The 20,771-nt window shown below is 37.7% G+C and carries 16 protein-coding genes and 1 tRNA gene; 6 read left to right on the forward strand and 11 right to left on the reverse strand.

The annotated features are described in order from the left end of the window. Positions 1-43: 43 nt before the first annotated feature. The 8 genes from BUC21_RS16485 to BUC21_RS12355 all read right to left on the reverse strand — a co-directional run bounded on the left by BUC21_RS16485 (position 44) and on the right by BUC21_RS12355 (position 10,519). Positions 44-132 (reverse strand) — tRNA-Ser (locus BUC21_RS16485). Then, positions 129-3,335 carry a UvrD-helicase domain-containing protein gene (locus BUC21_RS12325; protein ID WP_073402844.1) on the reverse strand — a complete coding sequence of 1,069 codons (3,207 nt, stop codon included), beginning with the start codon at positions 3,333-3,335 and terminating at the stop codon, positions 129-131. Before BUC21_RS12325 ends, BUC21_RS16485 begins: the two co-directional genes overlap by 4 nt. 390 nt (positions 3,336-3,725) lie before the next feature. After that, a complete protein-coding gene (locus BUC21_RS12330) occupies positions 3,726-5,390 on the reverse strand; it encodes an AMP-binding protein (RefSeq protein WP_073402846.1) in 1,665 nt (554 codons plus the stop codon). 106 nt (positions 5,391-5,496) lie between these two features. After that, complete coding sequence (locus BUC21_RS12335; protein WP_073402848.1) at positions 5,497-5,961, reverse strand: pyridoxamine 5'-phosphate oxidase family protein; 465 nt, start codon at positions 5,959-5,961, stop codon at positions 5,497-5,499. A gap of 133 nt (positions 5,962-6,094) precedes the next feature. Beyond that, positions 6,095-7,726, reverse strand: a complete 1,632-nt coding sequence (gene hcp, locus BUC21_RS12340; RefSeq protein ID WP_073402850.1) for a hydroxylamine reductase — start codon at positions 7,724-7,726, stop codon at positions 6,095-6,097. A 127-nt stretch (positions 7,727-7,853) separates the two neighbouring features. Continuing rightward, on the reverse strand, positions 7,854-8,336 hold the full coding sequence (locus BUC21_RS12345; protein WP_073402852.1) for a DinB family protein: 483 nt from the start codon (positions 8,334-8,336) through the stop codon (positions 7,854-7,856). Between the two features lie 45 nt (positions 8,337-8,381). Next, positions 8,382-9,047: a Crp/Fnr family transcriptional regulator gene (locus tag BUC21_RS12350; protein WP_175550519.1), complete on the reverse strand. Its 666-nt coding sequence runs from the start codon at positions 9,045-9,047 to the stop codon at positions 8,382-8,384. A 110-nt stretch (positions 9,048-9,157) separates the two neighbouring features. Continuing rightward, positions 9,158-10,519 (reverse strand): MATE family efflux transporter, encoded by a 1,362-nt coding sequence (locus BUC21_RS12355; protein WP_073402854.1) that lies wholly within the window; start codon positions 10,517-10,519, stop codon positions 9,158-9,160. Positions 10,520-10,618: 99 nt separating this feature from the next. On the opposite strand from BUC21_RS12355, the gene BUC21_RS12360 reads away from it, so the two are divergent. From BUC21_RS12360 to BUC21_RS12370, 3 genes are all read left to right on the forward strand, one after another. Next, complete coding sequence (locus BUC21_RS12360) at positions 10,619-11,269, forward strand: HAD family hydrolase (protein WP_073402857.1); 651 nt, start codon at positions 10,619-10,621, stop codon at positions 11,267-11,269. A gap of 366 nt (positions 11,270-11,635) precedes the next feature. After that, on the forward strand, positions 11,636-12,457 hold the full coding sequence (panB, locus tag BUC21_RS12365) for a 3-methyl-2-oxobutanoate hydroxymethyltransferase (protein WP_073402859.1): 822 nt from the start codon (positions 11,636-11,638) through the stop codon (positions 12,455-12,457). A 13-nt stretch (positions 12,458-12,470) separates the two neighbouring features. Then, entirely contained in the window at positions 12,471-13,652 is a 1,182-nt protein-coding gene (locus BUC21_RS12370; RefSeq protein ID WP_073402861.1) for an MFS transporter, read from the forward strand. A 71-nt stretch (positions 13,653-13,723) separates the two neighbouring features. Here the strand turns inward: BUC21_RS12370 and BUC21_RS12375 are convergent, their stop codons facing one another. Then, positions 13,724-14,131, reverse strand: coding sequence for a DUF1573 domain-containing protein (locus BUC21_RS12375; RefSeq protein WP_073402863.1), 408 nt, complete (start codon positions 14,129-14,131; stop codon positions 13,724-13,726). Positions 14,132-14,228: 97 nt separating this feature from the next. Here BUC21_RS12375 and BUC21_RS12380 point away from each other — a divergent pair, with 97 nt between their 5' ends. From BUC21_RS12380 to BUC21_RS12390, 3 genes are all read left to right on the forward strand, one after another. Next, on the forward strand, positions 14,229-15,365 hold the full coding sequence (locus tag BUC21_RS12380; protein ID WP_245797108.1) for an aldose epimerase family protein: 1,137 nt from the start codon (positions 14,229-14,231) through the stop codon (positions 15,363-15,365). Positions 15,366-15,657: 292 nt separating this feature from the next. Continuing rightward, the gene (locus tag BUC21_RS12385) at positions 15,658-16,212 is read left to right on the forward strand and encodes a hemerythrin domain-containing protein (protein ID WP_073402865.1); all 555 of its coding nucleotides are present in this window, start codon (positions 15,658-15,660) and stop codon (positions 16,210-16,212) included. A gap of 61 nt (positions 16,213-16,273) precedes the next feature. Next, on the forward strand, positions 16,274-17,476 hold the full coding sequence (locus BUC21_RS12390; RefSeq protein ID WP_073402867.1) for an oxygen-binding di-iron domain-containing protein: 1,203 nt from the start codon (positions 16,274-16,276) through the stop codon (positions 17,474-17,476). Positions 17,477-17,586: 110 nt separating this feature from the next. Here the strand turns inward: BUC21_RS12390 and BUC21_RS12395 are convergent, their stop codons facing one another. Together BUC21_RS12395 and BUC21_RS12400 are read right to left on the reverse strand one after the other, a co-directional pair. Next, complete coding sequence (locus BUC21_RS12395) at positions 17,587-18,222, reverse strand: hypothetical protein (RefSeq protein ID WP_073402869.1); 636 nt, start codon at positions 18,220-18,222, stop codon at positions 17,587-17,589. A 212-nt stretch (positions 18,223-18,434) separates the two neighbouring features. Then, positions 18,435-20,735 carry a TonB-dependent receptor gene (locus BUC21_RS12400; protein ID WP_073402871.1) on the reverse strand — a complete coding sequence of 767 codons (2,301 nt, stop codon included), beginning with the start codon at positions 20,733-20,735 and terminating at the stop codon, positions 18,435-18,437. Between the last annotated feature and the right edge of the window lie 36 nt (positions 20,736-20,771).

Raw genomic sequence — 20,771 nt, forward strand, 5'->3', positions numbered from 1 at the left:
TTACCTTAACTCCCGCTTCAATAATGTTTATAATGCTCTTGTGCGGAAGCTGGGGGATTCGAACCCCCGAAAAATGTTCGTGAACAGTGCGGGTTTTTAGTCCGCTTTTATCACTATTTCATTAAGATTTACCCAACCTTTTCCAGTTCCTCATCATACACATACCAAAGGTATCCGATGATGTTCTTATAACCCATCTCGGCAAGTAAGGAGATATATCCTTTTACTTGCTCGTTGTATTTCTTGTTCTTTTTACCAAATTTGAAATCTACCACCACAACCTCGTCGTCATTCATCATAACACGGTCGGGACGGCGCACTTCTAGCGTGCCTTTTTCTTTGTAGATGATGGCACATTCGTTGAACAATTGGTAAGCTCCCGAGTACCATTCCTGAACCATTGGGTGAGAGAGAGCCTTCTCTGCTGTTTTACGAATCTCTTTCTCCGTTTTGCTGTCGGGTATTACTCCTTCAAAGAGCAGTCGCTCAATGGCAGGCTGTACGTCTTCTCTGGTTTCAATGGCAGAGAAAAGTGTATGAAACAGTTGTCCCTGGTTGATGTATTTACTGTCGCCTTCGCCCGTATCTTCTCCTTTGATGAAGTCTGCCGAACGGTTCGACTGCCGGAACTCGATATTGTGCAAGTGCGACTCAATCTGTACCGGAACGCTGCTAGGGGGAGTAGTAAGCTTGTTGGTGGTAGCTTTCTGCTCCTTGACTTCCGACGGACAAAGTGTGCCGAATTCGTAAGGCGAGTCCTCGTTCCACTCAATGGATTCTGCTACTGCGACCGATCGTAATGCTCTGCCCAGCAATTCGGACACAGTATTCTTCAGATCTTTCTTTCCCCATACAATCAGATTCGTTTCCGCACGGGTAAAGGCTACATAAAGCAGGTTCAGGTTATCTACCCAAAGCTGAAGGCGTTCGTTCAGATAATCTTCTTTATAGATAGATTCCGCCATAGCCGAAGAATAGTTCACCGGAACCAGATCGAGCTCGTTGAATGGCGGTACGGTGGGTGAGCACCACACCAGCTGATTATTCGTTTCGTTTTCCAGTTTCCAATCGCAGAACGGAAGCAGCACGGTGTGAAACTCCAATCCTTTGGATTTATGGATAGACATGATTCGTATCCCTTCAATTTCGCCCGACGGAATAGTCTTGCCGCACAGGCGTTCTTCCCAGAAAGTAATGAAAGAATCGGGGTCGGACGAGTTGTTTTGCAGGTATTCCACTACCGCATCGTAGAACGAGAACAGGTAAGCATCCTGATTCTCTATCTTTTCCATCTCGAAAATGCGGAACAGTTCTTCTATCAGTTCGTAAAGAGGCATCAAAGGCAATGCTTCTCTTCCGGAAACGAATTCCGCAGGCAGATAATTGTCTATCTCGCTAAGCAGCAAAGTATTCAGATCTACTCCTTGTTTCAAAACCTCATTCTGATAAGAAGCCGCCAGCTGTGCTTTCGCGATGGTATTCTCCGGATTGGAAAGATAGCGTAGCGCATCAAGTATCATGCATATAGCCAGCGAAGCATCCAGTCGGAAAGCCTCATCGGACACAATGCGATAGGGGAGATTCTCCTCAAAGAAGCTTGCTATCTGAGGGATAGTCTTGTTCTTGCGCACAAGAATGGTAATATCATTTAGTTTCACTCCTTGCTCTATGAGGTCGTTCACCTCTTCGGCAAGAGATTCCATGGTGTATTGCACGTAATCTTTCCTCTCCTCCGGCGGAGTATCTTTATCATCACCGGCAAGGAACGAGATTTTTACGTAGCCTTTATCTTCTTTCTTGGGAGATTCCTGCTTAACGTCGCAATATGCATCTTTCAGACTGTAGCATTCTTCGTTCTGTTGCTCCCAATAAACATCGCACAGATAGTTACATGCTGCGGTAAACAGACTATTGTTAAACCGGATTATGTTCGCTTCACTACGGCGATTTGTTGTAAGTGTCTTCACACGAACCGGGAAACTATCCATCTTATCACGCAATCCGTTCAGGATACCCCAGTCGCCGTTGCGCCAGCGGTAAATAGATTGCTTAACATCTCCCACGATGAGGCTGTCTGATCCTTGAGAAAGACCTTCGAGCAACAATAACTTGAAATTATCCCACTGCATACGCGAAGTATCCTGGAATTCGTCAATCATCACATTGCGAATGCTTGTCCCAATCTTCTCGAAAACGAAAGATGAATCGCCGTCTTGTACCAAACGATGAAGCAATGCATTGGTATCCGACAGCAGGAAACGGTTGTTTTCCTTATTTAGAGAACGCACTTCCTCGTCAATGTTTGCCAGAAGTCGCACTTTATTTACGTGTTGCAAGGAGAGGCGGCAAGAGTTCACAATGGTACTATTCTTTACGCGATACTCTTCTGCAGCCTGTAATAGAGGAATAAGCTCTTCATGGGCCAGTTCAATAATAAGATTTTTTTGGGGTGAAGTTTTGGTTGCCCAGTTATCCTCGCTCTCCAAACACTTCTCTACAGTTATGTTACGCACATCATTGCTCAAAACGCCATTATTAATCTTATTGAAATAGCTGCCAATTCCTCGCGCACCGTTCTTTAAGTCGAGAGGGGTAAGCCCATGCTCTTCGAGTAATCCGTTAAACTGATCGGCAAAACCTTTCATCTGATCCAAAGCCTCCTCTTGAATAGCCTGAAGCTCTTTTTTGTAATTGCCTATATAATTAGGATTTTTTAGTTTGGCTCGCAAACCACTTCCTTTTTCAATATATCCTTCATCGAAAATGTTTCGACCGAAGTTCTTTACTTCGCCCGAAACATTCCAACGCTTATCGTCTTTTATACGTTCATCAATATAATCGAGCAGCCACGCAAGTACTTCCGAAGTGGGTTTAAGCTTCTCAATCATGGAATCGACAGCATCGCTAAGCACTTCTGTATTGTTTAGCTCAATATTCAGATTCGGACTAAGTTCCAGTTCCCTCGCTAGATTGCGCATAACCGACTGGAAAAATGAGTCGATAGTCTCAACCCTGAACCGGCTATAGTCGTGAATCATATAGTTAAGCGCCGTACCTGCTGCTTTTCTCACTTCAGCCTCGGGCATATTCAGCTCTGTGCAAACCTTATCAAGGTAAGCGGCAGAATCTTTATCGGCAGTCCATATACCGTAAAGCTGGCTAAGGATACGTTCTTTCATTTCAGAAGTAGCCTTATTGGTAAATGTAACTGCAAGAATCTGCTGATAAGCCCTTGGATTTTGTATCAGCAATTTAATATATTCCACCGCCAGGGTAAACGTTTTCCCCGATCCGGCAGAGGCTTTATATACTAGTAGTTCTGGTGAAACACTCATTGTAAATGTTTTTATTTATGCAAATATTAAATATTAGTACTGCATTTAAGAACAAAAATACGACTAAATTAAAATAAATACGAATAAATTAGAACAAATACGACCAAATAAGAATACTAAAAAATATAAATGCTTGACATCTAGTGCTATGAAAAGTCTAAGTGTTCTAATTTAGTGTAACATTAGAACATGTTAATAATGGGAGTAATTGTAAGATGTTATGTTAGTATTCGTGTTTTTTGAATAATAAAATCCTATCAATGATGATGAACTCTCTGAAAAAGAAAAAAAGATTTTAACCAGATCTTCGATTTATCTGGTTAAAATCCTTTGAGATATTAAGAAAATATCTTTTAAACTCTAAAACTATTTTATAGATTTTAATGTTGCTTATCCCTGAATATCCTGATACATAAATCGTTTGATGCTCTTCTTTGCTGTTTTTTCAAACTCTTCAGGATGCAATTTTACTTTGCTTATCTGAGAATAACCCGGTAACTGCTGATTCAATGAAGCACGATTTGTTTCCATCGCTTTTTCGATATCCTCATTGCTTAGTCCGTTGGCAAAAGCATCATCGTAATCAGGATATATTAATGCCACAAGCTTTTCATTTTGCATAACAATAATTGATTCTGAAACATAAGGCATGTTGTTAAGTACAGATTCAATTTCTTCAGGATAGATATTTTGTCCGGAAGCATTCATAAGTAGATTCTTGCAGCGTCCCTTAATGCTAATGTTTCCTTCTTTGTCCATCACAGCCATATCGCCAGTGTGCAGCCAACCGTTCTCGTCGATAACACCTTTTGTAGCCTCTTCATTTTTATAATATCCCAGCATCATATTCTCTCCTTTGCAGATAAGTTCGCCGGGAGTGCTTTCCGGATTTTCAGATACAACGGCAACTTCCATACGCGAAGCAGCTTTTCCGCAACACTTTTGCTTTAATTCAGACCAGTGACTGGATGCTATGATTGGAGCGCATTCCGTCATACCGTATGCAATGGTATATGGGAAATTGATTGTTCTCAGTAAAGATTCAATTCCTCCGTTCAGAGGTGCACCTCCAATGATTATTTCGTCAAAGTTGCCGCCAAAGGCATCCATAGCTTCCTGTCTGATGGATGCTTTAAGCTTCTCGTTTACGATAGGTACCTGAAGCAGGATTTTGTTTACTCTGTTGTCAAATCTTGGAAGAATGTTTTTCTTTATGATCTTTTCTACGATAAGTGGCACACAAGAAATCAGTTTTGGTTTAATTTCCGAGAATGATTGTGCAATAATCTTAGGTGAAGGCATGCGGGTGAGGTAGTATACGTGCGCTCCGGCACAAATACCATAAAGAAAATCGTATACCATTCCAAAGATATGTCCCATTGGCAGAATTCCCACCAAATTATCTCCCGGACCAATCGGGTGTTTTTCCCAGCAATACTCCACGTTTGATGTAAGACTGCGGTATGGTAGCATAACTCCCTTTGAGAAACCTGTCGTGCCTGATGTATAATTGATTACAGCAAGTTCTTCGGGGCTGTCTTTTCGGTAAGATATATCGTGTGGACGGAAATTGCGCGGATATTTTTTGCCGTAAAGGGCATTAAGATGCTCGTGTGCATAGCTTAACTTCTCAGATCGTGAAACAACAAGTTCAAATGTATTGAGCACAATAATACCTTCCAGATTAGGCATAAGCTCTTCATTCAGATTTTCCCATACCTGATCGCCCACAAACATAAAGCGAGCTTCGGAATGGTTAACTATATTGTGTATATTATCTGCCTTGAATTCGTGAAGAACAGGAACGGCAACGCCTCCATAAGTAATTGTTGCTAGTACGGCTACTGCCCAAAAGGAACTGTTTCTACCGCATACGGCAACTTTATCTCCCTTTTTTATACCGGCTTCTTCAAATAGAAGATGGATTTTTGCTATTTTTCTTGCTACGTCTTTATATTGAAATGTCTCTCCGTTGTAGTCTGTCAGGGCGTTTAAATCCCAATTTTTGATGATGCTTTGTTCTATATATTTTATAAAGCAGTCTTGTTGTTTCATAAATCTAGTTGCACAAATGATTTGTTTTTGTGCAAATGTAAGCAGCAGAGCCTTTATAAGGAAAAAAACTAATAAGTTTTAGGGTAAATTAACGAGATTAAGAAACTCAATGAAACTTACCGGATATGTGTTCTATATCTATCTTTATCACCAGAATTCGTGTAATTGCCTGATTGATATATTTTTCCCCGGTTTCCATGTACTCTGGAGAGTATTTTTTCAATAATAACATCATTGCGTAACGAATTTCTTCTTCTGAGCTTACAAAGCTTGCTTTACCAAATGCCATGCTGCTTTTGTAATTTGTAGTGAATTTCTCAGCAATAACTTCGGCATTCTGAACTACGCAAAAGCTCACTTTATTATTTTCTTTTAGGCTACGAAGCTTTTCACCTTCAGTGGCACAATGGAAGTAGATGTGGTTTTCTTCAACAACATAGTTGAGTGGTACGCCATATCCGTAATTGTTTTGCCCGCACATAGATAAAATACCGTATGATCCACTTTCAAGAACTTCTTTAGCTTGTTGCGAATCCATTTCTCTCTCTTTTCTTCTTATTTCAGCAAACATCTTTTTTCTTTTTAGTTAGGCAAAAGTAAATATATAAAGTATTAGAACAAATATCCCGATGCTTAAAATAGCACCGGGATACATAAAAACTGGTTAGGGGATAAAAATTGTTATATTGATTAATTAGAGTATTTTATGCAAGGAATGCTGCAATATCTTCATCAACACTACTAATTCCACCAATTCCAAAGTTTTCTACCAATACTTTTGTTACGTTTGGTGAAAGGAATGCAGGAAGAGTAGGACCAAGGTGAATCTTTTTCACTCCCAAATGAAGCAGTGCAAGCAATACGATAACTGCCTTCTGTTCGTACCATGCGATGTTGTATATGATTGGAAGATCGTTTATATCTTCAAGTTCAAATACTTCTTTCAACTTCATTGCGATTACAGCCAGTGAGTAACTGTCGTTACATTGTCCGGCATCGAGCACGCGAGGAATTCCGTTGATATCACCCAGAGGAAGTTTGTTATAACGATACTTAGCACAACCGGCAGTAAGGATCACTGTGTCTTTAGGTAATTTTTCTGCAAACTCAGTATAGTAACTGCGGCTCTTCATTCTTCCGTCGCAACCTGCCATTACAAAGAATTTGCTGATAGCTCCACTCTTAACTGCATCCACAACTTTATCTGCCAAAGCAAGAACCTGAGCGTGTGCAAATCCACCCACAATCTTTCCACTCTCAATTTCTGTAGGTGGCTGACAGGTTTTAGCGTGTGCAATAATAGCAGAGAAATCTTTTGGCTGACCATTTACACGTGCCGGAATGTGAGTAGCTCCTTCAAGGCCGCTGGCTCCTGTTGTGTAGATACGATCTTTGTATGTAGCATTCTTAGTAGGAGGAACAATACAATTGGTTGTAAACAGTACCGGACCGTTGAATGTTTCGAATTCTTCTTTTTGTTTCCACCATGCATTACCGTAGTTACCTACAAGGTGCTTGTATTTCTTCAATTCAGGATAGTAGTGCGCAGGAAGCATTTCGCTGTGAGTGTACACATCAACGCCTGTTCCTTCAGTTTGTTGAAGTAGTTCTTCAAGATCTTTGAGGTCGTGTCCGCTGATAAGGATACCAGGATTCTTGCCTACGCCGATGTTTACTTCAGATAATTCCGGATTTCCGTAGTGACCGGTGTTGGCTGCATCAAGCTGTGCCATAGCAGTAACACCATATTTTCCTGTTTCCAGAGTTAAAGCGATTAACTCGTTTGCACTGATATCGTTTCTTGTGATTTCTGCAAGGGCGTGTTGCATAAATGCAAAGAGATCTGCATTTTCATTGTCCAGATTCCATGCATGTTCCACGTAAGCAGCCATACCTTTAATACCATAATGTACAAGTTCTTTCAATGAACGGATGTCTTCATCCTGATTACGAAGTACACCTACAGTTTTAGACTTTTCTTCGAATTCACTTTCGTTACCATCCCATGTACATTCATCCGGAGGATTTGGAAGAGAAACCTGCTTAGCCAGCTCTTTCTTTAAAGCAAGTCCGCTCTTTATTTTTTCTATAATAGCCTGCTTGTCGAAGTTTGCATTGGTAATGGTCATAAATAATCCGTCGAATACAAACTTATCGGCTTCAGAAGAAGGAGTGCCAGCCTTGCGCAATTCCTGATTGTAAACCGCAACACCACGTACTACAAACAAAAGAAGGTCTTGCATATTAGCTACTTCGGGAGTTTTACCACAAACACCACTCAAAGTACACCCGGTACCTTTTGAAGCTTCCTGACATTGAAAACAGAACATACTCATAATCTTATTACTTTTAGAAGTTAATTACTAATTTTTGATGTGACAAAGATATGAGGTAGTGTAGAGGAAATTCTGTAACCAATGTTACAACAGTGAAAATTTATTTTTTTATTTCATAGATAAACGATTAATTGTGCTTATCAGATTCTATTAATTCTTTAATTTCGTTGATATGTAAATTAAGATGGTCGAGATAACCGGTAATCATCTCTTGCAATGAAACTTTATTTCCCTCGAAGTCTGTCCAGGAGTTTTTTAAAGCTAAGAAATCAACCTGATTAATAATTTGAATAATGTGCAGGTTGTAGAATTTCCAAAGCTGAATAAGGTTGTGCCAATTGGATTCCTGATAATTCTGAATAGTAATCCAGAGATCATTATCTTGCCTGTAATCAGGAAACACAAGTTCTTTATTATATTGAAGACGTACCATGCGCTGATGATTATTTGAAGCAGAATCTACCAAGTGCCCCAGTATTTGCATAATGTTTCGGTTTTGCTTGTTTCGTCTCTCAGTGATAACTTCTTTTTCCAGAGAAGTTAATTTAGGTTCCCAAATCTCTATGATTTGAGTTATTCCCTTAGTAATTTTAATAAAATCTGTTTTCATACTTTATAGAGATTAAGATGAATGGTTTCTTGTATAACAGATATTTTATTGAATAAGTTTTTTAAGTTTTTCCGGATTAAGAATAGTGATATGTTTCCTGTCAACAGATATAAGTCCTTCGTCCTGCATGTGCGCAAGTTCCCTTGCCAGTGACGGACGAGATACGCCAAAGTAATCGGCCATTTCCTGTTGCGAACGGTCCATTATAATTTTATTGCCAGCCGAAGCAGACAGCCGAAGAATGTAAGAAGCAAGTTTTTGCTTGATACTTTTAAACGAGAGAAAGAATAACTTATCCGAGAGCGTTTTGGCATAATTTGCCGATGTATTCAGATAGTTTTCCAGGAACAGTTTGTTGCGTTGAAAAAGCAACAATACACTTTCCTTGGGAATAAACAAGGCATCGACTTCTTCGTTGGCAGTAACCTCTACCGGGTATTTGTTTTCTGTTCCGAAAAGAAATAAAGGAGCCAAAGCTCGTGGTGCGCCAATATCTTCAATCTTTATCAGTTTACCTGAATAATCAATCATTTCGCCCCTGACACTTCCCTTTAAAAGAATAATCAGCCTGTTACATGGGTCGCCCTGAAAGGCAAGAATATCTCCCTTTTTAAAATTCTTTATATGATAATTTATTCCCTCGAAATTATTTGTGAGTTCCTCAGGAGTAGTTCCTTTGAATAGTGGATTTTTTAGTAGTATGCTGATCATTTGTTTCTTTATAATAATAGTTCTCTGAATGAAAAACTTTACTACAAATATACAAATATTACGCTTGGTTGTACTTTAACCCAACTATTTTTCTCTTTTCTTCTAATATGCTAAACTACGGGCTGCTGATTTTTTGCTACTCTCCTGAAATGATAAACCAATATAAATATGGCTGTAACGAATGCCAGAAAATCTGATGTTACCATGCTCCACCACACTCCAGTTGTTCCAAAAAGCTGAGGGAAAAACAGCAGGCAGGGAAGCAAGTAAAGGAGTTGTCTTGAAAGCGACATAAATATGCTTATTTTTGCCTGTCCTATACTCTGGAAAAAGTTGGAGATTACAATCTGACTTCCCACGAAAGGGAATGCCAGGACAGAGATACGCAAACCGGTTGCAGCAATATGTATCAGTGTCTGTTCGCTTGTAAACATGGAAGATATGGTGTTGGGGAAGAATACACAGGAAATGAAACCTATCATATTGATGGATACTCCCGAAATAATGCCCAACTTTAATGTACGTGTTACTCTATTTTGTAGATTGGCTCCATAATTATATCCAACGATTGGTTGCATACCCATGGTGAGTCCCATAATAATCATCACGAAAAGCATAAGCACGCGATTTATGATGCCATAAGCTCCAATTGCCATGTCGCCGCCGCTTTTTTGCAGGATATTATTTATCACGATAACTATTCCGCATGCACAGACATTCATCAGGAACGGAGCCATACCAATGGAAAAGATATTCTTCACAATCCGGATTCTTACTATGTGAAAGCCTTTCTGGAAGTGAACATAGTTTTCTTTGTTCATGAAGTGGTGAAGCACCCATACCATCCCGATGAATTGTGAGATGATGGTGGCCAGAGCGGCACCACGGATTCCCCAACGGAAATGGAAAATAAAGATGGGAGCTATGATTATATTAGCAACAACGGTAATCATGGACGAAAGCATGGCTTTCTTTGGATAACCGGTGGCACGCATTACGTTATTCAGACTTATCATTGTATATGATATTGGTGTACCCCAAAGGATTACCTGCATAAAGTCGCGTGCATAAGGCAGAGTTGTTGCACTTGCCCCGAAGAATATAAGGATTGGGTCCAGAAACAAAAGGAACAGTCCGCCGAAAAGAACGGAGTTAATAATGCAAAGCATAAGTACAGTTCCCAGCACCTCTGTGGCACCGGCAAGATCTTTCTGCCCAAGACGGATGGAAGAGATGGTTGCTCCTCCGGTTCCCACCAACGTACAGAACGCAATAACAAGGTTCATCAGCGGGAAGGATATGGCAAGCCCTGAGATAGCAATTGCACCCACACCGTGGCCAATGAATATACTGTCTATAATGTTATACAATGAAGTTACCGTCATCCCTATAATAGCGGGGATTGAATATTGAAGCAATAATTTACCAATGCTCTCGGTTCCGAGAATGTGAGGGTTGTTCTTAACAGACATAAACGACTTTACATTTTTTTAAGTGCCGCAAAGGTACGAATTATTTGTCGCATTCAACTATTATTCGGACCTTTGCAACGCAAAAATTATATATAGATAATGAAAGAAAGTAAAACGATTGCAGCTCTTTTTGATTTTGATGGTGTAGTAATGGACACAGAAACTCAGTATAGTATATTCTGGGGTGAACAGGGACGTAAATATCGTCCGGATCTTCCTAACTTCGATCGAATCATTAAAGGACAAACATTGGTTCAGATTTATGATAAGTATTTCGAAGGCATGGAGAAAGAAAAGGAACAGATCAGCAAAGACTTGTTGCTTTTTGAAGAAAATATGGTATACGATTATATTCCCGGAGTACTCGATTTTATTGAAGATCTGAAGAAAAACGATGTTAAGATGGCAGTTGTAACCAGTTCGGATATCAAGAAGATGGAGAATGTGTATCGTGCTCATCCTGAAGTTTTGGATATATTCGATTCTATTGTTACTGCAGATCTCTTTAAACAATCAAAACCAAATCCGGAATGCTTCCTTTTAGGTGCCGAAATTCTTGGATCTACTCCCGAAAATAGTTTTGTTTTCGAGGATTCTTTCCATGGCCTTCAGGCAGGAAATGCTGCCGGATCAACAGTTATCGGACTTGCAACTACAAATCCTCGCGAAGCAATTCAGGATAAAGCCGATTATGTAATTGATGATTTTAAAGGTTTCACCTTCGATAAATTAATGTCTGTAAGAGGATAATTTATTCAAAAGAATCATATTCTTTTTTAGACCCCCATATAAAGGTGCGTTTGATGTACATCTAAGCATGCGTTTGATGTATATCAAACACACCTTTAGATATACATCAAATATATCTTTAGATGTATATCAAACGAAAAATATTCCACCGGTAAATAAAAATCTCTCCCTTTATATTTAATATTGTAGCTCGTAACATTGTTAAATACCCGATTAAATAAAAAATCAACTTGTAACTGCTTTGATTCTTACTTCCTTTTTTATAAAATGAACTTTTAATGTGATAAATGGTTTATTTTAATAGATTTCTTTTCTCTCTTAACTTTTAGCTGTACATTTGCAGCAATTTTTTAAAAATTTATAATTATGGCTGGATATATTAATGAAGATACCAGAAAGGTGACAACTCACCGTCTGATTGAAATGAAACAAAAAGGAGAGAAAATTTCAATGCTTACTGCCTATGACTACACTATGGCTCAGATTGTTGATGGTGCAGGAATGGATGTAATTTTGGTTGGAGACTCCGCTTCAAATACTATGGCCGGTAATGTAACCACTTTACCTATTACATTAGATCAGATGATTTACCATGGTAAATCAGTTGTTCGTGGCGTAAAACGTGCTATGGTTGTTGTCGATATGCCTTTTGGCTCTTATCAAGGTAATTCTTTTGAAGGACTTGCTTCGGCAATTCGTATAATGAAGGAATCTCATGCCGATGCTTTAAAGCTTGAAGGTGGTGAAGAGATTCTTGACTCTGTACATAAAATCCTTTCTGCCGGTATTCCTATTATGGGACACCTGGGATTGATGCCTCAATCAATTAATAAATACGGTACATATACAGTTCGTGCTAAGGATGATTTTGAAGCCGAAAAACTGGTTCGTGATGCTCACTTGCTTGAAGAAGCCGGATGCTTCGCTTTGGTTCTTGAAAAGATTCCTGCTACATTGGCAGAACGAGTAGCTAAAGAATTGACTATTCCTGTTATAGGTATTGGTGCTGGTGGTAAAGTTGATGGTCAGGTGCTTGTAATTCAGGATATGCTGGGAATGAGCAAAGGATTCAGTCCTAAGTTCCTTCGTCGTTATGCTGATCTTCATACAATAATGACCGATGCTATCGGACAATACGTGGCAGACGTAAAGAGTACTGACTTCCCTAACGAAAAAGAACAATACTAAAATTCCTTTTCGTATGTATACAGTTTCTACTGCAAAGTTGTGGACATCAAATTTTGTGTGGGCTTACATCAGTAATTTCCTGCTTTTCGTATCCCTCTACATGTTTCTGCCTATACTTCCCATGTATATGGTGGCAAAGTTTCCTTCTACAACCTTGGGCGAGGCCGGAATAGTGCTGGCTCTTTTTGCCGGAGCAATGTTTCTTGTCGGTCCCTTTTATAGTTATATAATAGATACATATAAGCGCAAAGATGTTTGTATGTTCTCTTTTCTGACTGTAATTGCCATTGTTGGAGGCTATTCATTGATAGGCTGTCTTTTCTGGATGGCTGTACTTAGAATTATACAGGGAGCTTTATTTGGTATAACAACTGCAACAAGCAGTACTGTTGCTATTGATATCACTTCAACAACCCGTAGAAGTGAAGGAAACATTCATTTCAATTGGGCCGGACGCCTGGGAATGGCTTTTGGCCCGATGTTTGGATTGTTACTTTTTAGTTTTTCTGATTTGCAAACAGTTCTTTATGCATCTATAGCTGCTGGTTTTGCCGGATTTCTTTGTATGGCAATAATCAAAGTTCCGTTTCGTGCACCGATAGGAGCTAAAGCTTTTTCTACAGATCGTTTTCTTCTTTCCCGTGGATGGGTAACATCTGGCAATCTGGTTCTGATTTCTATAATCTTCGGAATGCTGATATCTACAATTAATGTGTATGCTGCTTCTATTAATCTGCAGTACGTTACTATTCGTTTCTTCGGTGCAATAGGTTTTGGCTTTATTCTTGCAATGATAGCCAACCGGGTTGTCTTCGTTGAGGCTGATTTCCGTGCAAGGATAGTAAGTGGGCTGATTCTGATAATTCTATCATTGTTATTGCTGATTACTCATTATAATGAGATATCTCTGATAACTTCAGGTGTATTGATTGGATTGGGATTTGGTTTGGCTGCTTCAGACTTTCTGGTATTGTTCGTGAATTTGTCCGAGCATTGTCAGCGTGGAACTGCGAATACAAATTATCTGCTGGCCTGGGAAGTTGGCGTAGGTATAGGAGTTGCCTTAGGATGTAATCTGGTGGAATCAGGCTCTTATATGATTGTATTTCAGGTAGGAATAATCTTTGCTGTAATTGCTTTATTATACTTCTTGCTATTTACAACAAAACACTTTGTAAAAAATAAGAAGAGATAATTATAAAGATACGTATAAGAAATATAAGTTAGGAATAGAACTATAAAAAGATAAATAAAAAAACCGCGGAGTTAATTCTTCGCGGTTTTTGTTGTTTTAGGAGTCATTTCGCCTTTGATGTATAGTCTTACTAACTCAACTTTGGCGTTACTTCTAACTGTAATACTTTTCCTGAATTCGCCAGGATATTTACCTGCGCCGTTATAAGTTACCAGAATAGTACCTTTTTTGCCCGGCATAATTGGTTCCTTGGTGTAATCAGGGATTGTACATCCGCATGAAGCTACAGCCTGGTTAATAACTAAAGGTGCATCTCCTGTGTTTGTGAAGGAAAATTCGCATCTTACTTTCGGACTGTCTTCAGAGAATGTACCGAAATCATGAGTTGTTTTGTCGAACGTAATCTCTGCCTGCTTTTGAGCAGAAGCATACGTAACCCCTACAAATAGGAGCATCAGTAAAAATAATGTCTTTTTCATCCTTGAATTTCATTTTTATGACATGCAAATTTAATAGTTATTCATCAATAATTACTATGTTTGTACATGAATTAACAAACTTAAAAACTATATAGCAGTGGTATACAAAAAAATAATACTTTCGTTGCTTGCAGTCTTTACACTTCTTACAGCTTGTAAATGTCATCAAGAGTTGTCACTTTCGGGACTTCGGTGCAAAGATTTCGATGCAAACGTAAATGGGCAGATTACGAAACTGTATGTTTTAAAAAACACTCATGGCATGGAAGTATGTATCACTAATTATGGTGCAAGAGTTGTTTCTATTATGGCCCCAGATAGGAACGGGAGAATGGAAGACGTGGTATGTGGTTTCTCAAACATAAAAGACTATATTTCTCAGAAACAAAATTTTGGAGCAACTATTGGTCGTTATGCAGGCCGCATTCTTAATTCTACTTTCAAAATTGATTCGGTTCAATACAAATTAAAACCAAATACCGGCATTCATTCTGCTCATGGTGGCGATCCTGGCTTTGCTGCAAAAATCTGGCAAGCAGAACAAGTTGCCGGAAATGTGCTTCGTCTTAAATATCTGTCAGTAAACGGTGAAAATGGTTTCCCCGGAAATCTTAATGTTAAAGTTATTTATACCTTGACTAATAATAACGAACTTGATATTGATTATACTGCAACAGTTACTGATAGCCCTACAGTTGTGAATCTTACCCATCATTCTTTTTTCAATATTTCCGGTAACCTGAATACTACTGTAGAAAAACAACTACTTTATGTTAATGCAAATGGTTATACTCCATATGATTCACTGAAATGTGTTACAGGAGAAATAGCTCCTGTTGCCGGTACTCCATTCGACTTTACTTCTCCACATTCTATAGGCGAGCGCATTAATGCAAATAACTCTCAACTTCAAGTAACAGGTGGATACGATCATACCTTTGTACTTAATACTCATGGGAAAGATACTTGCCTTGCTGCTAAATTAAAAGATCCTCAAAGTGGGAGAGTGCTTGAAGTTTATACAGACGAACCGGGATTACATGTATATACTGCCAATGGATTAAAAGGAAAACTTGTTGGTAAAGGTGGTATAGCTTATCAAACTAGAAATTCAATCTGTCTGGAAACGCTTCATTTTGCAGATAGTCCCAATAAACCTCAATTCCCAACTACAGTGCTTCGTCCTGGCCAGAAATATCGAAGCCATTGTATTTATCGCTTTATTGCTGAGTAGGTAAAAAATGATTAAAATTGAATGTTTATTCACTTATTGGTTAATAAATATTAAATTAAGACGTTTTACTTATAAGTATTAAAATATTTAACATACATTTGTTCACGGTGATTGTTATAAATAGTAATAACTAAAATTATTATTTTAATAAATACTTTTAAATTATAACTAAAATTGGTATATTTTTAATTATCAATAAGTTATAAGTTTCTTTTTTTGTATTAACTAAACTTGAATTTTTGATAAGCTTATATCTTTTGTTTTTTAACAGTTTTAAATAAAAAGCAAAGAAATGAAACCTACAGAGGATTTAAAACATGATCATCAGGCTATTGAAACTGTTCTCAGAATTTTAACAAAAATATCTGATAATGCAAAGAATGCTCATAAACCTGAATTAGATGATTTAGATAAAATCATAGACTTCCTTCGATTATTTGCCGATAAATTTCATCATGGAAAAGAAGAGACTATTTACTTCCCAGCTCTTGTAGAAGAGGGAATGTCTAATGAAAATAGTCCGGTCGCAGTAATGCGATTTGAACATGAAGTTGGCAGAGGATATATTAAAGATATTGCTTCAGCAATTGAATTGATGAAAAGCGGTGATGAGTCAGCTGTGAACAAGTTTATAGAATCTGTAGAGAATTACGTAACATTAATGGAAAATCATATTCAAAAGGAAAATAATATTCTTTTTCCAATGGGTGATAAGTTGATACCTTCTGTTAAACAACCCTTTCTATACAAAGACTTTGTTTTTATGGAAGGAAAATTATTTGGTCAGGATGCTCACAAATATTATCACGACTTATTGCGCCAATTTGAAAATAAGTATTTAACCTGAATTTATTGGTAAACTTTCATCGAAACATCTAATTCAATCTTATAACTTTTAAATTATTATTATGAAGAAAACAGTCAAAAACAATGTCTATTGGGTTGGCAAAAATGATTGGGAAATGCGTAAGTATCCGGGTTACGAGTATTCTACTTACAGAGGAACCAGGTATAACTCTTTTTTAATTAAGGAAGAAAAAACTGTTTTAATAGATACGGTAATAATGTCTTATAGCAGTGAATTTATTAATAATTTGGCAAAAGAAATAGATTTGACGTCTATAGATTATATTGTTTGTACTCAAGCGGAAGGTGATCATAGTGGTGCACTACCTGAATTAATGAAGCTAATTCCTAATACTCCTATTTATTGCACTCAGAATGGAAAAGATGCACTTGTAGGTCATTATTTTCAGGATTGGAATTTTGTGACAGTTAAAACTGGTGACAGCTTACCCATTGGTAATGGAAAAGAATTGCTATTTGTTGATTTTCCTATTTCTTCTTATCCTGATACCATGTTTTGCTATCTGACTAAAGATCATATACTTTTTAGCAGCGGCTTGTTTGGACAACATTTTAGTTCGGAAGTTTTGTTTAATGATTTGGTAGATCAATGTGAATTGAACTTCGAGACCATTAAATTCTTTGCCAATACACTTACACCATTTAGTAAAGTGATTACATCTAAGATTAATGACTATATAAGAAAAAATATACCTCTTGAAATGATTTGTCCTAGTCATGGTATTATCTGGAGAGATAACCCTTTGCAGATAGTTACAAAATATTTAATGTGGGCAAATAGTTATAATGAAAACCAGATAACGATTATTTATGATACTATGTATAATGCCACCAGATCTGTGGCAGAAAAGATTGCAGAAGGAATCTATTCTGCTGATACGCATGTGAATGTTAAACTATTTAATGCTTCAGTAAATAACAGATGTGATTTGGTTACGGAAGTATTCCGTTCTAAGGGGATATTGATAGGTTCGCCTTGTCTTAACAATGGTATTCTTCCATCTGTATCAGGATTCCTTGATGAAATGAAAGGTTTAAAATTTAAGAATAAAAAGGCAGCTGCTTTTGGTTGCTATGGTTTGAAAGGATCTTCTATTAAAATTATAGATAGTAAATTAAAAGAGGCTGGCTTTGATACCATAATGGATCCGATAAATTTTAAATGGTCTCTTACTGAAGAAGCTTTAGAAGCAAGCAGAAATTACGGTTGGCTTTATTGGGATTTATTAAGTAGATTTGACTAAACCCAATTATAAAACAAACAAGGCTGCCTTAAAGATAAAATGCAATCAGACAGATGGCAAATTATTTTTAAGACGGCCTTGTTTTTATTAGTATTACTGCTTAATCAGCTTTATCTTTTTGAGAAATCAGGATTCTTTTTCTTTCCGCTTTTTGATATCAGGAGAACAGGGAATACATACTCTGCCATCCATGATTCTGAATATCCAAGTTTCTCTCTGTACTTTCTAACGCTTCTACATGCATTGTAAACTTCATCCTTTTTCCAGTCATCCTTAGTCAGAATCTTGTGAATGGTTTGTTGTGTTACAGTATAAAGTGCTTTTCTAAGGAAATTAGGCATAGCAATCTTAAATTTCATCTGATCACTGATCACCACTAACAAGTCATTTGAAAAGCCTTGAAAAGTAAAAAGAAATGATTGTGCATCATTTTGTTTTTTACAGTTAGCTTTCAAAGATGCATCGACTTCTTTAAAGAATTGCTCACTTAAACCATAGCCCTGCATTAACATTTTACGGGATTGCGATCTTTCTGCAACTCCCAGACGTCCGTTTTGTGTCTGGATTTTTAATGTTCGTTTAAACATAGCCATATCTGGTAATGCATTGATATTGGTAATTCCCAGATTGATAGCCATTGTTGACTGATAATACACACGAATAAGTGTAAAATAGTATTCAATTCTAGACTGAACAAGTTCTGTTTGTTCTTCTTTCGATTTTTTTAAATTTGGAAAAAATTTCATAGGTCAATTTTAATTTGGGAACTAAGATAAGCAGAACGTACTTATTAATAACTATTTTCACTATTATTTTTTCAAATTTTATGTTTTTTGCTTTAGGGATTACTCTAGTTTGTTAGATATAAGTTCTTTATTTGATTTAATCTTTAGAGTAATCCCTTAGTAATTTTATCTGAACTTATCTGTTTGTTAAGTTTGATTCTTTACAAAAAAAATCAGAAGCTTAATTTTGCTCCAACAAAATAGCTCCTTGGAAAGATGGGCCCATACACAAAATCAGAATCGCGATTTTTTCCTTTATCCTGGTCGGACTGGTATGCATCGAAAATATTTTGTACACCTGCATTTACCTGAAGCGCTATTTGCTGATAAACCGGGAATGTATAACTAAGCTTGATGTTCATATCAAAGAAATCGGGTGTAGAAACATTTATGTCTTTTTCAATATATCCGGCTGCATGAGGCACTAGCATACTTCCTGTATAAGTGCCAGAAAGTGCCATTTCAAATCTTTTTATAGGAGTTAATTTTGCCGTGAAGTAACCATAAGTATCGGGTGTGCGGAGCATTTTCTTTGAGCCTAAATCCTCTGTTGCACTCCAATTCTCCACTTCTTTGTATCTACTTCTCTGAAAAGTAGCACTTGCCTCTACTTGAAGTAAAGACGAAAAAGCAAGTTCACCTTCTGCAGTAAATCCCATCACTTTTGCTCCCTCTCCGTTAGTTCTTTCTTTCAAGATTGTTCCTTCCTCGTTTGTTCCTATGTCATTGAGAACGAAAACGTTTTTTAGATTTGTATAGAATCCTTCAATTCTGAAGTTTACGGGAGTTTCTCCTAATGTGTGATACAAATCCATTGAAGCGCTTAAGCTTTGTGACTTTTCCGGCTTTAAATCAGGATCTGAGCTTATAACAGATATCTCACCGCCAACAGCTGAAACATGTAAATCTTCATCGTAAACTTGTGGGGCTCGGAATCCGGTTGAATAACTTAGGCGGAAATTTATGTCTTTTACCGGATTGTATCTCAAGGTAATGCGGGGACTGAATATGGCATTATCTATCATGTTGTGTTTATCTAATCGTCCGCCAATTAAGAAACTCCACATATCATTCTTCCATTCATTCTGCATAAAGAGGCTTTCAGTATGTACTGTTTGTTTTATATTACGATTATATCCAAGAATCTCGTCATGTAGTTTGTCGTATGTGTATTCTGTTCCTCCGGTGAATTGTGCAGGCATGAACAGACACTTTTCCCAATTATAAGTATATTGTCCACCAGCCATGTAAGTAAAATCGTTCGTATTGCCATATCCCCGCAAATCTTTACCGGTACCAGAATAACTTGTTCTGATAATGCTTTGCATGGAAGTGTAAATGTTCAGCTTATGTTTGTAATTGGGTGAAAATAAATCATAATTAATGCCGCCACCATTTATTGAATGGCTGGCCATTTCTGCAACTTCGGCTTCGTGAGGCTGAAGATCAAGATTATCTCCGCCTCGTCGATGATCAGTAATGTTATGATATTCCAATGACAATTTTGAATAATTACTTGTTTTAAGATACGTACGCATGCCGATCGTTTTATTACTCATCTCGGTAAGATCAGTAAAACCATCGCCATCATGATCATATCCGTCGCGATACCTGCTTTGTCCAAAGATATATAAGCCTGCTTTATGATCATCGGTAACCAATGATGCATTCAAACTTGTGTTATTATCGAATGCATTTGTTCCACCTATAGATGTGAAATCATGAGAGAACTCTGCTGAATTTCGGGTAGGCTCTTTTGTGATAATGTTTATTGTTCCGGCTATAGCTGATGAACCAAAAAGTGCAGAACCGCCTCCTTTAGATACTTCAACACGTTCTATCATGTTCTGAGGAATCTGTTCCAGTCCGTATACCCCGGCCAATGAACTGTAAATAGGTCGCGAGTCGATCAATATTTGTGTATAAGAACCCTCCATACCATTGATTCTAACTTGCTCGGAACCACAGGTATGACAATTGTTCTCTACGCGTACGCCAGATTGAAAACTTAATCCCTGAGCCAGGCAGACGGAATGTGTATCTTCAAACAATTTTGTATTCAGGATATTCACCAAGGAAGGTGCAAGACGTTTTGTAGTTTCGTTTCTGTTACTGCTTATCACGACTTCGTCAAGCGAAATTAAATCCGGAGTCAATGCAACGTCCATCTCAATAGTTTTTTTCTTTATAACGGACACTTCTTTTGTTACAGTCTTGTAACCAACCGACTTAAACTCTAGAGTCCAATTGCCTTCGGGCAAATTCTCTAGTAGGAAATGACCCGAAACATCGGATGTTGTTCCTATTGTAGTACCTTTTATTAATATATTTATATATGGTATATGTTCTTTGCTTTTCGCATCAGTGATATGCCCAAAGATGCTTGCATCAGTAGGCGTTCCTGTTGGCTCCATACCCATACATGGCAGTAGGGTACAGATAAAACAGGGAATTAATAATAGATATCCTTTCATTATAATTTCTTATTTTAAAATGTACAAAATGAGAGT

The sequence above is a fragment of the Bacteroides luti genome, assembly GCF_900128905.1.
Taxonomy (GTDB): Bacteria; Bacteroidota; Bacteroidia; order Bacteroidales; family Bacteroidaceae; genus Bacteroides; species Bacteroides luti.

Bases quoted from the DNA above. Each gene is read 5' to 3' on its own strand.
- BUC21_RS12325 (WP_073402844.1), bottom strand. From the start codon at position 3,335: ATGAGTGTTTCACCAGAACTACTAGTATATAAAGCCTCTGCCGGATCG.
- BUC21_RS12330 (WP_073402846.1), bottom strand. From the start codon at position 5,390: ATGAAACAACAAGACTGCTTTATAAAATATATAGAACAAAGCATCATC.
- BUC21_RS12335 (WP_073402848.1), bottom strand. From the start codon at position 5,961: ATGTTTGCTGAAATAAGAAGAAAAGAGAGAGAAATGGATTCGCAACAA.
- hcp (WP_073402850.1), bottom strand. From the start codon at position 7,726: ATGAGTATGTTCTGTTTTCAATGTCAGGAAGCTTCAAAAGGTACCGGG.
- BUC21_RS12345 (WP_073402852.1), bottom strand. From the start codon at position 8,336: ATGAAAACAGATTTTATTAAAATTACTAAGGGAATAACTCAAATCATA.
- BUC21_RS12350 (WP_175550519.1), bottom strand. From the start codon at position 9,047: ATGATCAGCATACTACTAAAAAATCCACTATTCAAAGGAACTACTCCT.
- BUC21_RS12355 (WP_073402854.1), bottom strand. From the start codon at position 10,519: ATGTCTGTTAAGAACAACCCTCACATTCTCGGAACCGAGAGCATTGGT.
- BUC21_RS12360 (WP_073402857.1), top strand. From the start codon at position 10,619: ATGAAAGAAAGTAAAACGATTGCAGCTCTTTTTGATTTTGATGGTGTA.
- panB (WP_073402859.1), top strand. From the start codon at position 11,636: ATGGCTGGATATATTAATGAAGATACCAGAAAGGTGACAACTCACCGT.
- BUC21_RS12370 (WP_073402861.1), top strand. From the start codon at position 12,471: ATGTATACAGTTTCTACTGCAAAGTTGTGGACATCAAATTTTGTGTGG.
- BUC21_RS12375 (WP_073402863.1), bottom strand. From the start codon at position 14,131: ATGAAAAAGACATTATTTTTACTGATGCTCCTATTTGTAGGGGTTACG.
- BUC21_RS12385 (WP_073402865.1), top strand. From the start codon at position 15,658: ATGAAACCTACAGAGGATTTAAAACATGATCATCAGGCTATTGAAACT.
- BUC21_RS12390 (WP_073402867.1), top strand. From the start codon at position 16,274: ATGAAGAAAACAGTCAAAAACAATGTCTATTGGGTTGGCAAAAATGAT.
- BUC21_RS12395 (WP_073402869.1), bottom strand. From the start codon at position 18,222: ATGAAATTTTTTCCAAATTTAAAAAAATCGAAAGAAGAACAAACAGAA.
- BUC21_RS12400 (WP_073402871.1), bottom strand. From the start codon at position 20,735: ATGAAAGGATATCTATTATTAATTCCCTGTTTTATCTGTACCCTACTG.